This window comes from Embleya sp. NBC_00896, from assembly GCF_045207785.1.
In the GTDB taxonomy this organism is placed as follows: Bacteria; Actinomycetota; Actinomycetes; order Streptomycetales; family Streptomycetaceae; genus Embleya.
The window spans coordinates 5623720-5646409 of record NZ_CP108776.1; the positions used below are offsets into that span (position 1 = coordinate 5623720).

Below are 22690 nucleotides of genomic sequence, written 5' to 3' on the forward strand. Positions count from 1 at the left end.
TCATGGGCGACCTGCTTGCGGGCAAGCGCATTCTCGTCACCGGCGTCATCACCGACGCCTCGATCGGCTTCCACGTCGCGAAGCGGGCCCAGGAGGAGGGCGCCGAGGTCGTACTGACCGGATTCGGCCGGCTCTCCCTGGTCAACCGGATCGCGAACCGGCTGCCGAAGCCGGCCCCGGTGATCGAGCTCGACGTGCAGAACCCCGAACACCTCGCGTCGCTCGCCGGCAACGTGCTCAATCACGTCCCGGCGCTGGACGGCGTCGTGCACTCGATCGCGTTCGGCCCCAAGGACGCGCTCGGCGGCAACTTCCTGAACACCGAATGGGACGACGTGGCCACGGCCGTGCACGTCTCCGCCTACTCGCTGAAGTCGCTGACCATGGCGTGCCTGCCGATCATCGAGGAGTCCGGCGGCTCGGTCGTCGGCCTCGACTTCGACGCGCAGGTGGCGTGGCCGGGCTACGACTGGATGGGTGTCGCGAAGGGCGCCCTGGAGTCGACCTCGCGCTACCTGGCCAAGTACCTGGGCGAGAAGAACATCAGGGTCAACCTGATCTCCTCGGGCCCGGTCAAGACGATCGCCGCGAACAGCATCCCGGGCTTCGAGAAGTTCGAGGGCGTCTGGAACGAGAAGGCCCCCCTGGGCTGGGACCTCCGCGACGCCGACCCCGCCGCCCGCGGTGTCTGCGCGCTCCTGTCCGACTGGTTCCCCAAGACCACGGGCGAGGTCATCCACGTGGACGGCGGCCTGCACGCGATCGGCGCATAGCACCCCCACTCGCGCGCGCGGGCCTGCCCGCCCCGCGCCGTCGACGGCGTGGCCACCCGATTCCGGGTGGCCACGCCGTCGTTTTCGGGGCCGTGTCGGTGCCGAGCCGGTGCCGAGCCAGTGCCGTGTCGGGCCGTGTCGAGGCCCTGTCCACGGCCGGCCGAGGGTCTGCGAGACTCGTTGGCATGGCCGGTACATCAAGCGAGACCTCCAAGGAGCGGTACGAGCGGGCCAGGGCCGCTCGCAGGGCCCGGGAGGAGCGCACGCACGCGGAGGAAGTCGCGCGATCGAACGCGCGCAACGAGATCCTGGCCCGAAAGGCCGCCGAGTCGGGGGGCGCCGACGACGTGATCCGGCAGGCCGTGCTCGCGCCGCCGGATCCGACCAAGTCCTCCGCCAGGCAGCTCGGCAGGATCCTCGGCCTCATGCTGCTGATCACCGTCGTGATCGGCATCATCGCGACGATCGCGGCCGCCACGGGCTAGGGCTAGGCCCTCGGGGCAGGCCGGCCCCGAGGACACGCCCCGCCCCTCCCGGCTCCGCTTGCCCTCCCGCGCCCGACCGGCATCCTTTTCCGCCCCGGGCGCCCGTAGCCGGCCTCGGTGTTCGGCCGGACACGAGCGCCCGGGACATTTCGTGCGCACCGGGAACGTCCTTGCCGCGGTCGGTCGTTGGGCCGGTGTACGGAAACGCTTCGCGACCCACAGTGCACAGTCGGCCGCCCCGGCGCCTCCCCCGAGCGATCGAATCCACGTCGGCGCAGGTCAGCCCGAGGTGGCAGCAAGGTTCCCCTTACACGTATTCCGTCATGCCCTGACCCGAGTTCGTCGATCTCCTACGCAGGGGTGGGGCCAGCCCTACTACGCAGGGGTGCCTGCCCCCCTCAGAACACACCAGTTCGCAGGATGTGACCCCCCGCTGCCCGCGAATACCTTCGTGTCTGTCGAAGAAACACCTTCGATACGCGGAGAACATAGGAGCGGGGACCAATGGCATCCAGGCGTAATCTCGCCGCCTCGATCGGTGGCTGGAGTGCACAGCATCGCAAGACGGCGGTATTCGGGTGGCTGCTGTTCGTCGTCCTTGCCGTCGTCATCGGCAGCATGACCGGATCGAAAGAGATCAGCGACGGCGAGCGTGGTGTCGGGGAGTCCGGTCGCGCCGCGAAGATCATCGAGGACGCGGGCATCAAGGAACCCGCCGGCGAGATGGTGCTCGTGCGCAGCGACAAGCTCGTCTCGACGGACGCGAAGTTCCGGGCCGCGGTGGACGACGTGATCGCTCGGGTCAACGCCGCACAACTCAAGGGCGGCAAGGGCCCGGCGGCCACCAACATGCGCTCGCCGTACGCGGTCGAGGGCCAGGGCATCTCGTCGGACAAGCACTCGGCGCTGATCCAGTTCGACGTCGTCGGTGAAGAGGACGACGTCGTCGACAATGTCGAGCCCGTTCTCGACGCGGTCGGCGCGGCACGCAAGGCCAACCCCGACGTGGCCGTCGAGCAATTCGGCGACGCCAGCGGCGACAAGTGGTTCAACGACACGATCGCCAAGGACTTCGTGCGGGCCGAGTGGACCGCGGTCCCGCTGGCCCTCGGCATCCTGCTCGTCGCGTTCGGCGCCGTGGTCGCCGCGCTGCTCCCGGTGGCGCTGGCCATGACCGCGTTCATCGCCGCGGGCGGTCTGCTCGCGTTGAGCAGCCACCTGATGCCGGTCGGCGAAAACTCGCAGTCGATCATGCTGCTCATCGGCCTCGCCGTGGGCGTCGACTACTGCATGTTCTACCTGCGCCGCGAGCGTGAGGAGCGGGCCAAGGGACGCGACCCCGAGACGGCGCTGCGGATCGCCGCCGCCACGTCCGGCCGGTCCGTCCTGATCTCCGGCATCACCGTCATCGTCGCCATGGCAGGCATGCTCCTGTCCGGGCTCAGCGAGTTCAAGTCGATGGCGTCCGCGACCATCCTGGTCGTGCTGACCGCCGTCCTGGGGTCGCTCACCGTCCTGCCCGCGATCTTGTCGATGCTGGGCGACCGGGTGGACTTCGGCAAGATTCCGGGTCTGGCCAAGATGCGCCGGCCCACCGAGGGCAGCCGGGCCTGGGGCAAGATCCTGGGCGTCGTGCTGAACCGGCCCCGGGCCGCGGCGGTGCTCTCCGGTGGTCTGCTGATCGCGCTGACCATCCCCGCGCTCGGCATGAAGACCTCCGAGCTGCCGATCGACAAGGAACTGCCGACCGACCTGTCGATCGTGCAGACCTACCAGCACATCGAGAAGGCGTTCCCCGGTGGCCCGGCGCCCGCCGAGATCGTGGTGAAGGCGAAGAACCCCGACGACCCGAAGCTCACCGCGGCCTTCGATCAGCTGCGCAAGGACGCGATCGCCAGCGGCCGGATGCACGAACCCATCGAGGTCGAGCGGCAAGGCACCACCAACGTCTTCAAGATCGCGGTCCCGCTGGCCGGCAGCGGCAACGACAAGACCAGCGAGAAGGCGCTGAGCACGCTTCGGAACGACATCATCCCGAACACGCTCGGCAAGCTCGACGGGGTCGACGCCCCCGTCACCGGCAACACCGCCGGATCGAAGGACTTCAACGACAAGCTCGCCGACACCCGGCTGCCGATCTTCGCCTTCGTCCTCGGCTTCGCGTTCCTGCTCATGCTGGTGTCGTTCCGGTCGATCGCCATCGCGATCACCGCGATCCTGCTCAACCTGCTGTCGGTCGGCGCCGCATACGGCGTGATGACGCTGATCTTCCAGCACGGCTTCGGCGACGCGCTGGTGGGCACCGAGGCGCCGGGGGCGATCGTCTCCTGGATCCCGATGTTCCTGTTCGTGATCCTGTTCGGCCTCTCGATGGACTACCACGTGTTCGTGGTCTCGCGAATCCGTGAGGCGTACGACAAGGGCATGGACACCAAGTCGGCCGTGTCGCACGGCATCCGCACCACCGCCGGTGTGGTCACCAGCGCGGCGACGATCATGGTCGCGGTGTTCGCGGTCTTCGGCACCCTGTCGATGCAGTCGATGAAGCAGTTCGGTGTCGGCCTGGCCGTCGCGGTCCTGATCGACGCGACGATCATCCGCGGCCTGCTGCTGCCGGCCGTGATGAGCCTGCTCGGCGACCGCAACTGGTACCTGCCCCGCTGGCTCGGGTGGCTGCCGCAGATGGACCACGGCGACGAGGCGGCCCTCGCCCCGGTCGCGGAGCCGGTCCCGGCGTACGCCTCGGCGAACGGCTACCAGGACTCGGCGTACGAGCCGGCCCACTCCGGGACGGGCTACGGCGAGAACGGATACGGCGAGAGCGGATACGGCGAGAACGTGTCCGGTTCGCGCCGGATCCCGCGCCCGCCGGTCGGCTGACCCGACCGTAGGGCGACCGCACCACCGATGAACGAGCACCTCCGATAAAAGAGCGGGTCGGGACCGGATACTCGGTCCCGACCCGCCGTGCGTGTCGGCCGACCGCGCCCGATTCGGCCGGCGCGGGAAACCCACGACGCCGACCCGCAGTGCACAACGGCCGATGTCTGAGAGGCTGAACCCATGGCATCCCACCGACAGCGCAATCTCGTGGTGATGAGGCACGCGAAGGCCGAATGGCCCGACGGGCCGGACCACGAGCGACCCCTCGCCGAACGCGGACGCAAGGACGCCGCCGAATCCGGGCACCGGCTGCTCGATCAGGGCATCACCCCCGATCTGGTGGTGTGCTCACCGGCGGTACGCACCCGCGAGACCTGGCGCCTGGTAGGCAAGGTCTTCGACCACAAGCCGCACACGATCTACGACGAGCGGGTGTACGAGGCGAGTGCGCAGGCGCTCCTGTACCTCGTCCAGGAGACCCCCGACGAGGTCGACACACTGCTGCTCATCGGGCACAACCCGGGGGTGGCCACGCTCGTGAACGCGTTGGCGGGCAGCGGCGAGGACGGCACGCTGGTGCGGTTGCGGGAGAAGTACCCGACCTCGGCGGTGTCGGTGCTGAGTCTGCATACCGCGTGGGGGGAGCTGCGGGAGCGGTCGGCGCATTTGACCCGGTTCGACACGCCGGCCGGGTGAGAGCGGTCGCGAGGCCCGACGGGCCCACCCGTTGCCTGTGGCGCCGCGGCCATCGAGGCGAACGCAACGGGTGGAGCGGGTGGCCGCCCTCCCGCGCCGCGGGCGCTACGCGTCCCCGGCGTCCGCGCCTTCGATCTCGTCTCGGGTGATGCCGAGGAGGAAGAGCACGGTGTCCAGGAAGGGGACGTTGACCGCGGTGTCGGCGGCCTCGCGGACCACCGGCTTGGCGTTGAAGGCCACGCCCAGACCCGCGGCGTTGAGCATGTCCAGGTCGTTGGCGCCGTCGCCGATGGCGACCGTGGCGGTCAGCGGGACGCCCGCGTCCCGGGCGAAGCCGCGGAGCAGTCGGGCCTTGCCGGCCCGGTCCACGATCTCGCCGACCACGCGACCGGTGAGCTTGCCGTCGACGACCTCGAGGGTGTTGGCCGCGCTGTAGTCGAGCCCCAGGAGTTCCACGAGCGAGTCGGTGACCTGGGTGAAGCCGCCGGAGACGATGCCGACCTTGTAGCCGAGCCGCTTGAGGGTGCGCACCAGGGTGCGTGCCCCCGGGGTCAGCGCGACCTGCTCGCGGACCTTGTCGATCGCGTCCTCGTCGAGGCCCTCCAGCAGCGCCACGCGGGCCCGCAGCGACTCGGCGAAGTCCAGCTCGCCGCGCATCGCGGCCGCGGTGACCTCGGCCACCTCGTCGAGGCAGCCCGCGTGCTCGGCGAGCAGCTCGATCACCTCGCCCTGGATCAGGGTCGAGTCGACGTCCATCACGATCAGCCGCTTGGCACGGCGGCGCAGGCCGGACGGCTGGACCGCGACGTCCACGCGCCGCTCGGCGGCCTCGACGGCCAGCTCCAGGCGCAGCTTGTCCGTCTCCACACCGGAGACCTGGAGCTCGATCGCGGTCACGGGGTACTTGGCGAGGCGGAAGATCCGGTCGATGTTGGCGCCGGTGGCCGCGATCCGGTGCGCTATCCCCGCGAACGCCGCGGCGTCCAGCGGGTGGCCCAGGACCGTCACGTGCGAGCGGCCCTCGCCGCGCGGGCGGTTGTCGCCGACGCCGGAGAGGATCTCGGCCTCCAGGCGCTCGCCGTCCGCCCAGCGGTGTACGTCGGCCCGCAGGGGCCCGTCGTGGACGGGCGAGGTGATCAGGACGCACAGCGTGAGCCGGCCCCGGGTGACGGTCTGCTCGACGTCCACGACCTCGACGGAGTGGCCGGCCAGGATCGCGAAGAGGCTCGACGTCACCCCCGGCCGGTCCTTGCCGAAGATCTTGACGAGAAGAGTGCGCGGCGCATTCATGATGTGCCACGGTACCGGCCGTTCGAGTCCGTACGCGTCACCGGTCCACGGTACGAACACGGGACGAATCGGCGCGCGCGACCGATCTACCCAGGCCAGGGGCCTGCCTGGGTCGGGCCCCGCGGGTCGTGCGGCGGTGGCGGGCGGTGGGTGGGCCCCGGCCTGTTCGAGTGCGGAGGTGGGGCAGGTGGGCCGGGCGGGGCGGGTGGTGCCGGACGCGCGGGCGGGGCGTACGGCGCGTGCCGGGTCGGCGGGGGCGACGGTGGCGATGGTGGCGACGAGGTCATGTGGGTCGGGCGTGGCGGGCCGGCGCCGGCGGGGGTCGGCGGCAGGGCGCCGGTCTTGCGGTAGCGCACCCAGTCGGCGACGGCACCGCCGATGAAGCCCGCGCACGCGCCCCACAGCAGGCCGAGCAGCACGGTCCACAGGTAGTCCGCGTGCAGCGACAGGGACGCGCCCGGCGACATCACGCCGCCCAGCACGGTCACCGCGACCTTGAGCTGGAGCTGCATCAGATAGGCGACCACGAGCAGGCCGCCCGCGAGGGTGACCGCGAACCGCCACGCGTGTTGGTGCGGGCGCACCGACGGCGGCGCGCGCAGTGCCATCACGGTCGCGCCGAGCAGCAGGAGCAGGGCCGAGAACAGCGGGACGAACCACGCCCGCGAGTCGAGGTCGGCCAGCTTGTCGATCCGGATCGGCAGGCCCCGGCCACCCGACGCCTTGATCAGCTCGCCCAGCGGACCCGGCAGACCGAACGAGAAGTCGCCCCCTCCGGTGGTCTTCCACGGGATGCCCAGGCCCAGCGACGCGAGCAGCCACACCGCGTTCGGCAGCGCGAACAGCATGCCGCCGATCATCCGCTTGGGGGCGGGCGCGGAGGCGGCCACGAACGGCGTGCCCACCACCCCCACGACCACGGCCGCGATCAGCACCGCGAGCAGGCCCGCGACCGGCGCCCGCAGCACGGCGCGATGCCGCAGCCAGGCGAGCGGGAGCGGCCCGCGCGCCGACACCGCCACGGCGGCGACCAGCGTGATCAGCAGCCACAGCGCGCCGAACACCAACGTGCCGGTCACGTCGGTCTCGAACCTGGCCGCCGCGCCCAGGTTGAAGATGCCCATCAGGTCCTGCGCGCCGCCGATGTCCTTCACGAACCGCTCGATCGGCAGCGAGTGCTTGCCCATCGACACCACCACGCCGAGCGCGGCCATCGTGAACACCAGGACCCGCACCCCGTGCACGACCAGGTCGAGCGCGCCGATCACGACCCGGTGCCGCAGCGGGCGCAGGAACAGCCAGCCCAGGATCAGCGCGCCGATCAGGCCGATCCCGAGCAGCATGACGTCGACCTTGCCGCTGCCCTCGGCGAGCGAGATGTCGCCGGTGATCGCGCTCAGGATGTCGTTGTTCGCGCCGCCCTGTTCGGCGCCCTCGAGGTCGACCGTGCCGCCGACGGCGAGCGCGACCACGGCCGCCACGAGCGCGGGCATCGTGCCGCCGCCGAGGTCGTCCGCACCCAGCAGCCACAGCGCGACCCACGCGGCGACGGCCATCGCGACGAACGCGGCGAGGACCGCGCCGAGCGCGTGCAGCCATGGCGCCGCGCCGCCCCACGGGGCGGGTCCGGCCGGTGGTCGGGCTGCGGGCGGATCGTGTTGCGGTGTGTGGTGTTGCGGTTGGTTCCAGGACACGACCGCTCCTGTCACGTGCGACCCGGCTGACGGTTGTGCGGGACAAACTCGACTATCGAGTGCGCCGGCTCGCGCGTCAACGGATTCGGACCCGCTGCCACCCTTGTGAGGGGCGGAAGTTCGGGCGCGGGTGGGCGGCGTGCGGGCTGACGGTTCGTCATGATCCAAGCGGATATCCGGATCGACGCTATGAAAGCAAAGATCCGATCGACGGATGATCAGAGAGGATCGGGGAGGATCACGCATGATACGGACGATTCGGAGAAGTTGATGTCGTAATCGCCCTTCGGAGTGGTTCACGGCGCTTCCGTACGAGAAAAGCTGCCGGTGGGGCCCCCGCGTCCCTACACTCTCGAAGAGTGGGGGACAGCTATACGCCAGAAGGACCGGCAGTGCCGCACCTGACGGTCGGCACCAGCACCGGTGCGCCCGTGATCCTGGATCCCGGGCGCGATCACATCGTCGGTCGCGACCCGTCCTGTGCGATCGTCCTCGACGATCGTCGCGTGTCACGCCGGCACGCCGTCCTGCGCGTCGGTCCCGACGGCTGGGAATACGTCGACACCGACAGCGTCAACGGCTCGTGGGTGCGCGGCAATCGCGTGCACCGCGTGGTCGTCGGGCGCGGCTGCGAGGTGTTGCTCGGCGACCCGGACGACGGCGATCCGCTCAGGCTCGCGCCCGAGCTCACGGTCACCGAGGTGGTACCGCCGCGAGTGGCGCGCCACGACCACGTGCAGATCCCCGAGCCGCCGCGTCGGAGCGAGCCGCCGCCGCGCCGGGCGGAACCGCCACCCGGCCGCGCCGAGCCGCCACCGGGCCGCGCCGAGCCGCCGTACGTGCCCGAGCCGCCCCGCCAAGTCCCGGAGCCGGCCCGCCCGTTGGGCCGCGCGCACATCGGCGCCGGCCCGCCCGCCGACCCGCGCCCGAGCGTCGACCGGCAACCGAGCATGGTCATCCCGCTCCCGGTTCGGACCCTGCGGATCGGCCGCGCGCTCGACAACGACCTGGTGCTGACCGACCTGATGGTCTCGCGCCACCACGCCGAGCTGCGCACCACGCCCGGCGGCCGGCGCGAGATCGTCGACCTCGGCAGCCACAACGGCACGTTCCTCAACGGCCGGCCGATCGACCGCGCGATGCTCGGCGAGGACGACCTCGTCGGCATCGGGCACGCCACGTTCCGGCTCGACGGGCAGGAACTGCGCGAGTTCATCGACACCGGCGAGGTGTCCCTGGAGGTGCAGAACCTCACCGTCACGGCCGGCAAGCGGGTCCTGCTCGACAACGTGTCCTTCCCGCTCGCCGAGCGCAACCTGCTCGCCATCGTCGGTGGTTCCGGCGCGGGCAAGTCCACCCTGCTCGGCGCGCTCACCGGCAGCCGCCGCGCCGCCAGCGGCAAGATCCTGTACGACGGCCGCGACCTGTACGCGAACAACGCCGAACTGCGGCAACGGATCGGCCTGGTGCCGCAGGACGACATCCTGCACGCCCAGCTCACCGCGCGCACGGCGCTGCGCTACGCCGCGCAGCTGCGCTTCCCGGAGGACACCGAGGCGGCCGAGCGCGAGCGGCGCGTCGAGGAGGTCATCGGCGAGCTGAGCCTGGACAAGATGCCGCGCGGGGCCACCGCGCCGTACGCCGACACCAAGGTCAGCAGCCTCTCCGGCGGCCAGCGCAAACGCGTGAGCGTGGCGGTCGAGCTGTTGACCAAGCCGTCCGTGCTGTTCCTGGACGAGCCGACCTCGGGCCTGGACGAGGGCCTGGAACGCTCGGTGATGGAGAAGCTGCGCGAGCTGGCCGACGACGGCCGTACGGTCATCGTGGTCACCCACAGCACCCGCAGCCTCAACGTGTGCGACCGCGTCCTGGTGCTCGCCCCCGGCGGCCGGATCGCGTTCTTCGGGCCGCCCGACGAGGCGCTGCCGTTCTTCGGCAAGGGCGACTGGCCCGAAGTCTTCAAGATGTTCGACGACGAGCCCGACCGCGACTACGAGGGCCCGTTCCGGCGATCCGAGCTGTACGGCAGGTACATCGAGGTCGGCCGCGACCGCGCGCACGCCGTGCAGGGCGAGCGGCCGCGCGCGAAGCCGCCCAAGAGCCAGGGCTGGTTCGCGCAGCTGGCCACGCTGTCCCGCCGCTATCTCGCGGTGATCGCCTCCGACCGCAAATACCTGGCGCTGCTCGCGATAGCGCCGTTGTTCCTGGGGGTGCTGTGCCGGGTGATCCCCGGTCAGCTGGTGATGCCGGCCGGCGCGCAGCCGGGGTCGAACCCGGAGGCGTCCACCAAGCTGCTCGTGCTGTTCGTGATCAGCGGCCTGATGGGCACCGCCACCGCCGTCAACGAGCTGATCAAGGAACGCGCGATCTACCGCCGCGAGCGCAGCGCCGGGCTCTCGGCGTCCGCCTACCTGGGCTCGAAGATCATCGTGCTCGGGCTGATCTGCTGCGTCCAGGGCGTCGTGCTGACCGCGGTCGCCCTGGTCGGCCAGAAGCTGCCCGCCAAGGGCGTCGTGCTCGGTCCGCCGATCGTCGAGATCGGCATCGCGGTGGTGCTGTCCGCGATAGCGGCCATGGCGGTGGGCCTGGTGGTGTCCGCGTCGATCGGCAGCGCGGAACTGGCGATGCCGCTGCTCGTGGTGATCGCGATCGTCCAAGTCGTGCTCTGCGGCGGCCTGTTCCCGCTCAACGGCAAGGCCGGCATCGAGCAGGTCGCGTGGCTGGCCCCGGCCCGCTGGGCCTTCGCCGCGTCGGCGAGCACGATCGACCTGGCCACCCAACTACCGCGCAAGGAAGGCGAGTCCCCGGACCCGCTGTGGAAGCACGACCCGGCGACCTGGTACCGCAACATCGGCATCCTGATCGGCCAGATCGCGGTGTACGGCACGATCGCGTTGATCATGCTCCGCCGCCTCGACCCGAAGACGAAGCGGCGGCGGGGAGAGGGCTGACGGGTCCCGAGGCCCGGCTCCCGGGGCCGGGGCCCGCGGCGCCCCGGCCCGGTGCCCTCACGCCCGATCCGGCTCCAGGGCCGCGCTGTACGCCGCCACCATCGCCCGCCGGCAGGCCCGCTCCAACGGCGCCAGCGCGCTCAGCCGGGCCGAGATCTCGGCCGCGCTGACCGCCGCCCCGTCCTCGCCGGTCGCGACCGTCAGCACGGCGTGGATCCGCCGCGCCTGATCCAGCACCCGTCCGGCCCGCCCCGGGTGGCCCGGCGCGACCCGGGTGTCGGAGTCCTTGCGGTACAGACCGGCCAGGGCCCGCTGCGCGCCCGGCCCGCTGCCCGCGACGTCGAGCCGGGTCAGGTCGTCGATCGCGTCGCGCATCGCCTCGGCCAGCTCGCGCTCCGCCTCGGCCAGGAACGGCCCGGGGGCGGGCCGGTCCACCACCTCGGTCATCGTCCACGCGACCCGCACCGTCGCGTCCCCGGCGGGGCCGTGCGTGGTCACCGCGGGCACCAGGCCGTAGGCCGTCCCCGGTGCCCCGACGGTGATCACCGCCTCGCCCGCGACGAGCGCGAGGTCGTTGAAGGTCGGCGGTCCGGGCAGCGCGAGCGGATCGCCCGCGACCGGCAGCGCCAGCCGCAGGCCGGTCACGCCCAGTGCCCGCAGCCGACCGAGCGCGAGCGAGAGGCCGACGGGGATGCTCTCCCCGGGCACGCCGGTCACCCGGTGCGGCTCGTCCGCGCCGACGATCTCGGAGACCGCGTCGTCCGGCGGAACGCGTCCGGCCAACAGGGCATTGCCCCATGCGACGAGAAGTCCGGAGCGGGGTTCGACATGCATGCGGACAAGCGTAAGGGGCGTCACAGCGCTCCCGGACACGACCGATGGCCGCTCGGTGTCATAGGTTTCTCCCGGACCGGGTGCAACAACGCGGACCACTGAGCGAGGCGGCGATCCCACACAAAGGGGTGCCGCCCGGCGGCGTAGCGCACGATGGGGAGCTGGCAGGCGATGAGCGACGTACTCGAACTGGTTGACGTATCGGTGGTGCGAGACGGACGCGCCCTGGTGGACCAGGTCACCTGGTCCGTCGCGGAAGGCGAGCGCTGGATCGTCGTCGGACCCAACGGCGCGGGCAAGACCACCATGCTCCAACTGGCGTCGACGTACATGTTCCCCACGACCGGCGCGGTCGCCGTGCTCGGCGAGAAGCTCGGCACGGTGGACGTGTTCGAGCTGCGCCCGCGGGTGGGGATGGCCTCGGCCGCGCTGACCGACAAGCTGCCGCGCCGTGAGCGGGTCCTGGACATCGTGCTCACCGCCGCGTACGGCATGACCGCCAAGTGGCACGAGCGCTACGACACCGAGGACGAGGGCCGCGCCCGCCGACTGCTCGACCAGCTCGGCATGGCCGAATACATCGACCGCCGCTTCGGCACGCTGTCCGAGGGCGAGCGCAAGCGCGTCCAGATCGCCCGCGCCCTGATGACCGACCCCGAGCTGCTGCTGCTCGACGAGCCGGCCGCCGGGCTCGACCTGGGTGGGCGCGAGGACCTGGTGCGCCGGCTCGGCACGCTGGCCGCCGACCCGTACGCGCCGTCGATGATCCTGGTGAGCCACCACGTCGAGGAGATCCCGCCGGGCTTCACGCACATCCTGATGATCCGTCAGGGCCGGGTGCTCGCGGCGGGTCCGATCGCGGACACGCTCAACTCGCGCAACCTCTCCAAGTGCTTCGGCCTGCCGCTCATCGTCGAGCAGCAGTACGGCCGTTGGTCCGCGCGCGGGCTGCCGATGCCCGACACGCACGACACGCAGGACTGAGCCGAGGCCCGATCTCGGGCTGATCATTCGTCCGAGAACACCCTCCTGATCCGTGCGTCCACGATCTACGATGAGCACGTGGACGCATGGATGTGGTGGCTCATCGCGCTCGGGGCGTTCGGCATCTTCGGAGTGCTCACCTCCTTCGTGGAGATGGGCATGTTCGCGGTGGGCGCCGCGGCGGCCGCCGGCGCCGCCGGATTCGGCGGCAATTTCCTGATCCAGTGCATCGTCTTCGCGGTCGTGTCGATCGCGCTGCTCGTGTTCGTCCGGCCGATCGTCGTACGGCACGACAACTCGCCCGGAACGCGCACCGGCATCGAGGCCCTCAAGGGTTCGAGCGCGGTGGTCCTGGAGCGCGTCGACGAGCACGGCGGCCGGATCAAGCTGGCCGGCGAGGTGTGGTCGGCCCGCAGCCTCGACGTCACGGCCGTGTTCGAGCCCGGCCAGCGCGTGGACGTCGCCGACATCGTGGGTGCCACCGCGGTCGTGATGTGACGATCCGTTCGTTGACCCAACCGTGTTGACGTCCCACCCGGGGCCGCGAACCTCTAGTGTCGGAGAAGCCCTGGTTTTCAGAGGCAGCCTCAGGCAAGCAGGACCTCGGGAGAGATCGTGATGGACGCCGCCGTCATCGTCCTGGTCGTACTCGTACTGCTGGTGGTCGTCGCCCTGGTCAAGACGGTCAAGGTGATCCCCCAGGCGAGTGCCGCCATCGTCGAGCGTTTCGGGCGCTACACCCGCACACTGCACGCGGGACTCAACATCCTCGTGCCGTTCATCGACCGCATCCGGCAGATGATCGACCTGCGGGAACAGGTCGTCCCGTTCCCGCCGCAACCGGTCATCACGGAGGACAACCTCGTCGTCCAGATCGACACGGTCATCTACTTCCAGGTCACCGACCCGCGCGCGGCCACCTACGAGATCGCCAACTACATCCAGGCGATCGAGCAGCTGACCATCACCACGCTGCGCAACATCATCGGCGGGATGGACCTCGAACAGACGCTGACCTCGCGCGAGGAGATCAACGCGGGGCTGCGCGGCGTGCTCGACGAGGCCACCGGCCGCTGGGGCATCCGCGTCAACCGGGTCGAGCTCAAGGCGATCGAGCCGCCGCCCTCCATCCAGGACTCGATGGAGAAGCAGATGCGCGCCGAGCGGGACAAGCGCGCGGCGATCCTGACCGCCGAGGGCCACCAGCGCTCGCAGGTGCTCACCGCCGAAGGCGACAAGGAAGCCGCGGTGCTGCGCGCCGAGGGTGAGCGGCAGGCAGCGGTGATCCGCGCCGAGGGTGAGGCGCGCGCGATCGCGACCGTCTTCGAGGCGATCCACGCGGGCGAGGTCGACAACAAGCTGCTCGCCTACCAATACCTGCAGATGCTGCCGAAGATCGCCGAGGGCAGCTCGAACAAGCTGTGGATCCTGCCGAGCGAGGTCACCCGGGCCCTGGAGGGCATCGGCGACGCGGTCGGCAACCTGTCCCCGAACGGCCCCGGCCCCGCTCAGCGGGTACCGCGGGTGCCGATCGAGGAGGAGCCGGCCTGGCCCGGTTCGGGCACCACGCCGCCGCCCGCCCGCCGGTCGCCGGCCGGAAACGGTGTCTCGACGCCGACACGCCCGCCCCTGTCGCCCGGCGAGCCGCCGGTGGTCCCCGTGCCGCCGCCGGCCGCGCCCAGCGATCCCCCGCGCCGCGGCGCCCCGCCGGCCGGCGACGTCGAGCCCCCGCACGTCGAGCGCGGGCACCGACCACAGCGTTGATCGGTTCCGCCCTGCTGCGATGATCTTGCGGTCGCGGGCGCCTCCGGCGTCCGGGGCTCCGGGATCATCGCGGCGAAGCGGGTGGGCATGGGCTGGTTGGAAGCTTTGGCGATCTTCGCCGCGGGGATCGCGGCCGGCGGCATCAACGCCGTGGTCGGGTCCGGCACGCTGATCACGTTCCCGGTCCTGCTCGCCTTCGGATACTCACCGGTGACCGCGAACGTGTCGAACACGATCGGCCTGGTCCCGGGATCGATCAGCGGCGCGATCGGATATCGCCGCGAACTCGTGGGCCAGAAGGACCGGTTGCTGCGCCTGGGCCTGGCATCGCTGCTCGGCGGCATCACCGGCGCGATCCTGCTGCTCACCCTCCCGGCCGGCGCCTTCAACGCGATCGTGCCGGTGCTGATCGTGATCGCGCTCGTACTCGTGGTGCTCCAGCCGCGGTTGGCCCGGACGCTCGCGGCCCGCCGGGCCGAGAGCGGCTCGGTCGAGGGCGGCCCGCGCCACGGCGGCCCGCTGTTGTGGGTCGCGGTGTTCGGGACCGGTATCTACGGCGGCTACTTCGGCGCGGCCCAAGGCGTCCTGCTGCTCGCCCTGTTCGGCGTGTTCATCGCCGAAAACCTCCAGCGGATGAACGCGGTCAAGAACGTGCTCGCGGCGATCGTCAACGGCGTCGCGGCGATCCTGTTCATGATCGTGGCCGACGTCGCGTGGTGGGTCGTCCTGCTGATCGCCGTCGGCTCGGTGATCGGCGGCCAGATCGGCGCCAAGGTCGGCCGCAAGCTCTCGCCCACGGTCCTGCGCGCGGTGATCGTCGTGGTGGGCCTGATCGCTGTCGTTCGCCTGCTGCTGTGAGCGCGAATCCGGTTACGCTGATCTTCCCGATCGGCACTACCGGGGAGGTGGCCTGATGGCCCTGGAGATGCGCGAGCAGTGCGAACGCTGCGAGGTGGCGCTGAGCGCCCGGGGCCCGGCCCGGATCTGCTCGTACGAGTGCACCTTCTGCGAGCCGTGCAGCGCGACGATGGACGACACCTGCCCCAACTGCGGCGGCGAACTGGTGCCCAGGCCCAGGCGGGCGGAACCGGCGCTGGGCTGAGGACACGCCCCGGCGCGGGTCCTTCGAACCGCCGCAGGGGGTGCCGGGGGGCTGTGAAACGATGCCGGGGACCCCGACCGTCGGCTCCGGCAGGAGAATCGTGGCTGCGCGTACCACCGCCCTCGGCATGGCCGCCGGGGTAGCTCTCGACGCCGTGTTCGGGGACCCCCGCAGGGGCCACCCCGTGGCCGGGTTCGGCCGTGCCGCCGGCCGGCTGGAACAGGCGATGTACGCCGACGGCAGAGGGCGCGGCATCGCCTACACCGCGCTGTGCGTGGGGGCCACGACCGCGCTCGGTGTCGGCATCCGCCGGGCGGTCGCCGATCGGCCGACGGCCGACTTCGCGGCGACGGCCGTCTGTACCTGGGCCGTCCTCGGCGGCACCACGCTGCGCCGCGAGGCCCGCGCGATCGCCGCGCCGCTGGTCGCCGGCGACCTGGCCGCGGCGCGCACGGCCCTTCCGCGCCTGGTCGGACGCGACCCCTCCCGCCTCGACGACAAGGGCATCGCGCGCGCCGTCGTCGAATCGGTCGCCGAGAACACCTCCGACGCGGTCGTGGCCCCGCTGTTCTGGGGCGCGGTGGCCGGTATCCCGGGCCTGCTCGGCTACCGCGCGATCAACACCCTCGACGCGATGGTGGGCCACCACAACCCGCGCCACGAGAACTTCGGCTGGGCCTCCGCCCGGCTCGACGACGCCGCCAACTGGATCCCGGCCCGGCTCACCGGCCTGCTCACGGTCGCCGCGGCCCCGGTCGTCGGCGGCGACCCGGCCCGCGCCCTGGCCATCCTGCGCCGCGACGGGGCCAGTCATCCCAGCCCGAACGCCGGCCGCTGCGAGGCCTCCGCCGCCGGCGCCCTGGACATCACCCTCGGCGGCCGCAACAACTACGCCGGCCGCACCGAGGACCGCCCCCGGCTCGGCGACGGCCCACCGCCGGGCCCGAGCGACATCGAACGCGCGAACCGGCTCTCCAAGACCGTCGGCCTGGCCGCGGCGGCCCTCGCCGTCGCGGCGGTCGCCACCCGAGCCGCCCGAGCCACCGGAGCCGCCCGGCCCGCCGACTCGTCCCGCGCCTCCCGTACCGCCCGGCCCGCGCGCCGCAACCGAAGGGCATCTCGATGAACGGCGCCATCCTCGTCGCCGGCACCACCTCCGACGCCGGCAAGAGCGTCGTGGTCGCCGGACTGTGCCGCCGGCTCGCGCGCGACGGTGTCAAGGTGGCGCCGTTCAAGGCGCAGAACATGTCGCTCAACTCGATGGTGACCAACGACGGCGCCGAGATCGGCCGTGCGCAGGCCATGCAGGCCGCCGCCGCGCGGATCGAGCCCGAGGCCGTGATGAACCCCGTGCTGCTCAAGCCCGGGGGCCTGATGAGCAGTCAGGTCGTGCTGCTCGGCAAGCCGATCGCCGAGGTCGGCGCGCTGAACTACCGCGACCTCAAGCCGCGCCTGTTCGAGGCCGTCCTGGACTCGCTCGCCGACCTGCGCTCGCGCTACGACGTCGTGGTGTGCGAGGGAGCCGGCAGCCCGACCGAGATCAACCTGCGCGACCGCGACATCACCAACATGGGCCTGGCCCGCGCGGCGAACCTGCCCGTCCTGGTCGTCGGCGACATCGACCGCGGCGGCATCTTCGCGTCCTTCTTCGGCACCCTCGCCCTGCTCTCGCGCGCGGACCAGGAACTGGTCTGCGGCTTCGTGATCAACAAGTTCCGCGGCGACGCGCGCCTGCTCGACCCGGCGCTGACCCGGATGCGCGAACTCACCGGCCGCCCCGTCATGGGCGTGCTGCCGTTCCTCGGCGGCCTGTGGCTGGACGTCGAGGACTCGCTCGCGCTCGACGCCGACCGCGGCACCCCCGAACCGCCGCTGGGCGCGGACATCCTGCGGGTCGCGGTGGTCCGGTTGCCGAGGATCAGCAACTTCACCGACATCGACGCCCTGTCCGTCGAACCCGGCGTGGTGCTGCGCTTCGTGAGCACGCCCGGCGAGATCGCCGACGCCGACCTGGTGGTGCTGCCCGGTACCCGGGCGACCGTCGCCGACCTCGCGTGGTTGCGCGAACGCGGCCTGGACACCGCGCTCGCCAGGCGCGCCGCCGAGGGCCGGCCCGTACTCGGCATCTGCGGCGGCTACCAGATGCTCGGACACGAGATCCACGACGACGTGGAGAGCCGCGAGGGCACCGTGCCGGGTCTGGGCCTGCTCCCGATCCGGATACGCTTCGCCGCCGACAAGACGCTCGCCCGCCCCCGAGGCTGGGCCGGCGGCGAGCCGGTCGGCGCCTACGAGATCCACCACGGCGTCGTCGACGTCGAGGCCGGCGAGCCGATGTTCACCGCCGCGGACGGCAGCGCGCTCGACGGCTGCCGGGTGGGCGCGGTGGCGGGCACGCTGTGGCACGGCGCGCTGGAGAACGACGGCTTCCGGCGCGCGTTCCTGGCCCGTACCGCCGAACTGACGGGTCGTCGATTCGTCGTCTCGCCCGACACCTCCTTCGAGGCGGCCCGCCAGCGCCGGCTCGACGCGCTGGGCGATCTGGTCGCCGACCACCTCGACAACGAGGCCGTCGACCGGCTCATCACACGGGGCGCGCCCCCCGGCATGCCGTTCGTGCCCCCGGGCGCCTGAAGTCCTGGGGAAATACCCCAACCCGCGAACCCCGCGATCGCGGATGATGGGTCCGGGGGCGTACGCGAACGCGAACGACGGGGTACAGGGGCGGGGGCTCACGATGCGGATCCTGCTGGCCGGAGACACACACGGGAACACCGGACACGTCCGACGACTGCTGGACGCCGCCGCCGCGGCGGACGTCGATGCGATCTTCCAACTCGGCGACTTCGGCTACTGGGAGCACGAGGCCTCGGGCATCCGCTATCTGGACGCGGTCAACCGCTCCGCCCGCTCGCGCGGCGTCGACGTGTACTTCCTGGACGGGAACCACGACAAGACCTCGCTGCTGACCGAGTGCTACGGCGACAGCCGCGACGAACAGGGCTTCCTGATCGTGCGACCCCGCGTGCGGTACGCGCCGCGCGGGCACCGCTGGTCGTGGCGCGGCATCCGCTTCCTCGCGTTCGGCGGCGCGCTGTCGCTCGACCGCGACCAGCGGCTGGCCGAGGAGCGCCGGCGCTACGAGAAGGCGCTGCGCAAGGAGGGCTTCCGGCTCGGCGCGGGGCGTCCGCCCGGCGAGGTGCCGGACTTCGCGGGGAGCTTGTGGTTCCCCGAGGAGCAGGCCGACGACGCCGACGTGGACGCGATCCTGACCGATCGGGCGCCGGTCGACGTGTTGCTCACGCACGACAAGCCGCTGCGCACCGCGCCCGCGTTCAACCGCAAGGGCGACCCGCGCTGCCTGCCGAACCAGGAGCGTGTGCAGCGCCTCGTGGACGCCTACCGCCCGACCCTGGCCGCGCACGGGCACCTGCATTTTCGCTACACCGAGGAACTCGCCCACCCGGACGGCTCGTCGACGCGCGTCGAGGGCCTGGCCGCCGACCCGATGGCGTCGTACGACGTGCCCGGCTACCACGTGCCCGAATCCTGGCTCGTGGTCGACCTCGCGGACCTCGTACCGGCTCTCGGTGCGGGGCCGGTCGAGGCGGAGACCGGTTCCTGACGAACTGTCAGGACGATCGGCGGCCTCTGTATCCCACCCGGCGCGTCCGGACCGAACCCGGCGGCTGACCAGCGGCCGGTACGGGGCGTAACGCTCGTGACACCCCCGTGCCGGCGGCCTTCGGGCACGTGGATAACCTCGGCGAACACATGATCGGATCGTCGATCCGGGGCCGGGGGCGGAATCACCGGATCGGTGGTCCAGGGGAGGGATGGCATGTCCGACATGCCCACTGCCGCCGACGGCGCCACAGCGCCCGACGGCGCATCGACCACCGGGCCGGCGAAGCCCGAAACCGAGCAACGGGCCGAGGCCGACCGGCGATCCGAGGGCGAGTCGACGGAGGCAGCCGAGCCGGCCTCCGCGCCCCTCGTGAAGCCCGAGCCGGCCGGGCCGGTCGAGCCGGCCGAGCCCGAGCCGGTTACGAGCGCCGCCGCGACCGACACCGACACGACGCCGCCCGCTGCGCCTGCGGAGCCCGCCGCGCCCGCTGCGCCTGCCGAGCCCACCGAGTCGGCGGAGTCCCCGGAACCCGCCGAGCCCGCCGATCACCCGGAACTCGGCCCCGAGGCCCCCGACTTGCCCCGGACGCCGGAGATGCCCGCGACCCCACCGTGGTTCCCGCCGCCGCCCACCGCCGCGATACCCACAGGGGTCGGCGCGTACGGCCCCCTTCCGTACTTCCCCTCGCCCGACGGGCAGCGCCGCGCCGAGCGCCGCCGGATCCGGGCCGTGGTCGGCGGCATCATCGCGATCGTCGCGCTGCTGGCCGCCCTCGGCGGCGCCGGCGTCTTCGACGGATCCTCCGCCCGAGATCTGGCCGGCTCGGAGGCCGGCCGGGACGAACCGGACCCCGGCGAGAAGACCGCGGACAAGCCGCCGGTCACCCGGATCGCGGTGGCCGACGTGGCCTTCATGACGGACAACCGCACCCAGGCCCTCAAGTCCGGCGACGCCGACGCGTTCGTCGCCGGGATCGATCCGGCGGCCGAGGAACTCGTCGCCGCGCAGCGCCGCCTGTTCGCGAACCTGCGGCTCTTCCCGTTCACCAGCGCCGAGTTCCGGCCCCCGACCACGTTCATCGACCCCGCCGAGGACGGCGGCCCGCTCACCCGCGACGTGAACGTCGTCTTCGCGCACCAGGTGGCCGGCGTCGACAGCGAACCGGTCTCCGAGCGGTACACGTGGACCCTCTCCCGCGCGTCCGTCGACGCCCCGCTGCTGATCACCAAGATCGTCGGCGGCTCGACCCGCGGCGGCGGCAACGCCTACCCCGCCTCCTGGGACGAGGGCGAACTGGCCCTGATCGAGCGCCCGCACGTACTCCTGGCCGTCCCGGTCAAGAACAAGGCCAAGGCCGCCGCGTGGGCCGACCGCGCCGAGTCCGCGCTCAAGAAGAACCTCGCGGTCTGGAAGGGCCCGGCCATCACGCCACAGCGCTACGTCATCTATGTGACGCCCGACCGCGAGACGTTCACGCGCGCGCTGTCCGGCAGCGACCTGCCCAACGTCACCGGCGTCTGCCGCACACTGCCGCCCGCCCGACCGAGCGGCCCCGACCAGCCGATGGCCGGCAGCCGGATCACCCTGGACGGCTCGGACACCATGTTCACCCGGGGCGACAGCGAGCAGCAGACGCACCTGATCCGGCACGAACTCGGCCACGCCATGGTCGCCGAGTTCGAGCGCGGCAACGACGGCGCGCCACTGTGGGTCTCGGAGGGCTTCGCCGAATACCTCGCGTGGACCGACTTCTCGCTGGCCCAGTGGTACCAGCCCGACGCCCGCAAGCAGGTCAACGCCGGCAAGTTCGGCGGCAAGCTGCCCACCGACGCGGACATCAACTCCGCCGACGGCAAGACATCGAGCATCAACTACCACTACAGCATGCTGACGATCCGCTACATCGCGGAGAAGTACAGCGTCGCCAAGGCCGACAACTTCGTGGTCGCGGTGTACAAGGACTCCAGCCCCACCGCGGTCGACGCGGCCATCAAGGAGGCGACCGGCCTGGACCGGGACACCTTCGAGGCGAACTGGGCCAAGTACGTCAAGGCCAAGGTGGGCGGCTGAGGTGCGCGCCGACGACCCGTACGGCCTGTGGCCGGACGCCGTCGAGCCCGCGAACGGCCCGGCGCGCGCGGTCCTGGTGTCGATCCTGTCCGGACTGCTCGCGCTCGCGCTCCTGGTGGCCGGGCTCGCCGCCACGAACGGGTTCGGGGGCGGGGCCACGGCCGACCGGTTGCTCGGCGACCGCACCCCCATCGGGGGCGCCGGAACCGACCGCGACCCGGCCGCGAGGCCGGGACCGAACACCTCGCCCGAGGGCCTGCCCGGGGGATCGACCGACCCGCGATCGATTCGGAACACCGTCTTCGCGCGGGTGAACGCGATCCTCCCGACCCAGACCGCCGCCCTGGAACAGAACGACGAGGCGGCCTTCGCCCGCCGGTTCGAGCACAGCGACACAACCCTCGTCGACGAGCACCGCCGACTCTTTCGGAACCTGCGCAGGATCCCCTTCGACGTCGCCCGCTGGAGCTACTCGGGCAACCTCGAGGTCGTCACCGCGGACGGCTCCAGCCCCGACCGGGCCGGCACCGCCGCGTCGTGGCCGGTGACCGTGTCCATGGACGTCGCATTCGAGCACGCGATCAAGGGCATAGACGTGGACACCGTCCTCGAGAAGTACACGTGGAAGGCCCGCTGTGCCGACCCCGTCGACCCGTGCGCGATCACCGCCGTGAGCGGCGCGGCCGACAAGGACACCGAGTTGGGGATGGCCGGCTATCCCGCCGCGTGGGACCTGTGGGAGCTGCACGTCGAACGGCGCCCGCACGTCGTCCTGATGGGACCCGAACGGGACGCGGCGCTGATCCGCGCCCAGGCGGACACCGCCGAGCGGGCCGCCGAGTACACGATCGGCACCTGGAAGGGCGGCCCCGGTACGTCACCCGGGTTCGCGCTGGTGCTGACCTCCTCGCGGACGTCCTTCGGCAAGCTGTACCGGAGCGAGTCCGTCCAGGAATGGGTGGCGGGCTACGCGCTCGCCCTGGCGGGCCGGGACCGGCCGGTCGGCGGTGTGCGGATGGTCGTGGACAACGACGAACTGGTTGCCGACCCCACCTTCGCGCCGATCCTGCTCCGGCACGAGATGACCCACGCGCTGGTCGCCCCGCTGTACACGTACGGCTTCGGCCTGGAGGTGCCGACTTGGTTCCACGAGGGGTTCGCCGACTGGCAGGCCGGCGCCGACGCCCGGATCGCGCCCGAGGTCGCGGGCAACATCCGGGCGTTGATCACCGCCCGGCGGTTCACCGGCGAGCTGCCCGCGGACGCCGACTTCGACACCGCCGACGAGGCCCGCGTCGAGCACGCCTACAACCTGGCCCACCTGGTGTTCCGCTACCTCGGCGAGACCTACGGCACGGAGCGGGTCTGCGCGTTCTACGCGAACACCTACGCCGGGAAGTACCGCACCATGGACGCCGCCCTGAGGGCCGACTTCGGCGTCGGCCTCGACGAGGTGCGGACCGGCTGGGCCGCCTGGGTCCGCAAGGCCGTCTGACCGACCGCACCTGCCCGACCCGGCACGAAGCCGCCGGGGGA

Annotated in this window: 17 protein-coding genes and 1 pseudogene; 15 read left to right on the top strand and 3 right to left on the bottom strand. The window is 71.8% G+C overall.

The features are described 5' to 3' along the window. Positions 1-2: 2 nt before the first annotated feature. The 4 genes from fabI (at position 3) to OG928_RS25560 (ending at position 4837) form a co-directional block, all read left to right on the top strand. A complete protein-coding gene (gene fabI, locus OG928_RS25545; RefSeq protein WP_406287775.1) occupies positions 3-773 on the top strand; it encodes an enoyl-ACP reductase FabI in 771 nt (256 codons plus the stop codon). Between the two features lie 185 nt (positions 774-958). Further along, on the top strand, positions 959-1258 hold the full coding sequence (locus tag OG928_RS25550; protein WP_406287776.1) for a hypothetical protein: 300 nt from the start codon (positions 959-961) through the stop codon (positions 1256-1258). 504 nt (positions 1259-1762) lie between these two features. Further along, complete coding sequence (locus OG928_RS25555) at positions 1763-4138, top strand: MMPL family transporter (protein ID WP_406287778.1); 2376 nt, start codon at positions 1763-1765, stop codon at positions 4136-4138. A 183-nt stretch (positions 4139-4321) separates the two neighbouring features. Further along, positions 4322-4837, top strand: a complete 516-nt coding sequence (locus OG928_RS25560) for a SixA phosphatase family protein (RefSeq protein WP_406287780.1) — start codon at positions 4322-4324, stop codon at positions 4835-4837. Between the two features lie 105 nt (positions 4838-4942). On the opposite strand, the gene serB is transcribed toward OG928_RS25560, so the two are convergent. Both serB and OG928_RS25570 read right to left on the bottom strand, forming a co-directional pair. Then, positions 4943-6127 carry a phosphoserine phosphatase SerB gene (serB, locus tag OG928_RS25565; RefSeq protein ID WP_406287782.1) on the bottom strand — a complete coding sequence of 395 codons (1185 nt, stop codon included), beginning with the start codon at positions 6125-6127 and terminating at the stop codon, positions 4943-4945. 86 nt (positions 6128-6213) lie between these two features. Next, positions 6214-7821 (bottom strand): streptophobe family protein, encoded by a 1608-nt coding sequence (locus OG928_RS25570; RefSeq protein ID WP_406287784.1) that lies wholly within the window; start codon positions 7819-7821, stop codon positions 6214-6216. A gap of 392 nt (positions 7822-8213) precedes the next feature. Between OG928_RS25570 and OG928_RS25575 the strand changes: the two genes are divergently transcribed. After that, positions 8214-10772: an FHA domain-containing protein gene (locus OG928_RS25575; protein ID WP_406287786.1), complete on the top strand. Its 2559-nt coding sequence runs from the start codon at positions 8214-8216 to the stop codon at positions 10770-10772. 57 nt (positions 10773-10829) lie between these two features. On the opposite strand, the gene OG928_RS25580 is transcribed toward OG928_RS25575, so the two are convergent. Continuing rightward, on the bottom strand, positions 10830-11606 hold the full coding sequence (locus tag OG928_RS25580) for a hypothetical protein (protein ID WP_406287788.1): 777 nt from the start codon (positions 11604-11606) through the stop codon (positions 10830-10832). A gap of 171 nt (positions 11607-11777) precedes the next feature. On the opposite strand from OG928_RS25580, the gene OG928_RS25585 reads away from it, so the two are divergent. The 10 genes and pseudogenes from OG928_RS25585 (at position 11778) to OG928_RS25630 (ending at position 22649) form a co-directional block, all read left to right on the top strand. Then, the gene (locus OG928_RS25585) at positions 11778-12590 is read left to right on the top strand and encodes an ABC transporter ATP-binding protein (RefSeq protein ID WP_406287790.1); all 813 of its coding nucleotides are present in this window, start codon (positions 11778-11780) and stop codon (positions 12588-12590) included. Positions 12591-12680: 90 nt separating this feature from the next. Further along, positions 12681-13088 carry an NfeD family protein gene (locus OG928_RS25590; RefSeq protein WP_406291202.1) on the top strand — a complete coding sequence of 136 codons (408 nt, stop codon included), beginning with the start codon at positions 12681-12683 and terminating at the stop codon, positions 13086-13088. 120 nt (positions 13089-13208) lie between these two features. After that, a pseudogene (locus tag OG928_RS25595) lies at positions 13209-14120 on the top strand (SPFH domain-containing protein); the annotation flags it as partial. Positions 14121-14441: 321 nt separating this feature from the next. Then, positions 14442-15212, top strand: coding sequence for a sulfite exporter TauE/SafE family protein (locus OG928_RS25600; RefSeq protein WP_406287792.1), 771 nt, complete (start codon positions 14442-14444; stop codon positions 15210-15212). 55 nt (positions 15213-15267) lie between these two features. Continuing rightward, complete coding sequence (locus OG928_RS25605; protein ID WP_406287793.1) at positions 15268-15456, top strand: DUF1272 domain-containing protein; 189 nt, start codon at positions 15268-15270, stop codon at positions 15454-15456. 97 nt (positions 15457-15553) lie between these two features. Next, a complete protein-coding gene (locus OG928_RS25610) occupies positions 15554-16582 on the top strand; it encodes a cobalamin biosynthesis protein (protein WP_406291203.1) in 1029 nt (342 codons plus the stop codon). Next, positions 16579-18090, top strand: coding sequence for a cobyric acid synthase (locus OG928_RS25615; protein WP_406287795.1), 1512 nt, complete (start codon positions 16579-16581; stop codon positions 18088-18090). The genes OG928_RS25610 and OG928_RS25615 overlap by 4 nt, the downstream gene beginning before the upstream one ends. A gap of 43 nt (positions 18091-18133) precedes the next feature. After that, entirely contained in the window at positions 18134-19081 is a 948-nt protein-coding gene (locus tag OG928_RS25620; RefSeq protein WP_406287797.1) for a metallophosphoesterase, read from the top strand. A 216-nt stretch (positions 19082-19297) separates the two neighbouring features. Then, positions 19298-21154, top strand: a complete 1857-nt coding sequence (locus tag OG928_RS25625) for a hypothetical protein (protein ID WP_406287798.1) — start codon at positions 19298-19300, stop codon at positions 21152-21154. Between the two features lies 1 nt (position 21155). Beyond that, entirely contained in the window at positions 21156-22649 is a 1494-nt protein-coding gene (locus OG928_RS25630; RefSeq protein ID WP_406287800.1) for a peptidase MA family metallohydrolase, read from the top strand. The last annotated feature ends 41 nt before the right edge of the window (positions 22650-22690 follow it).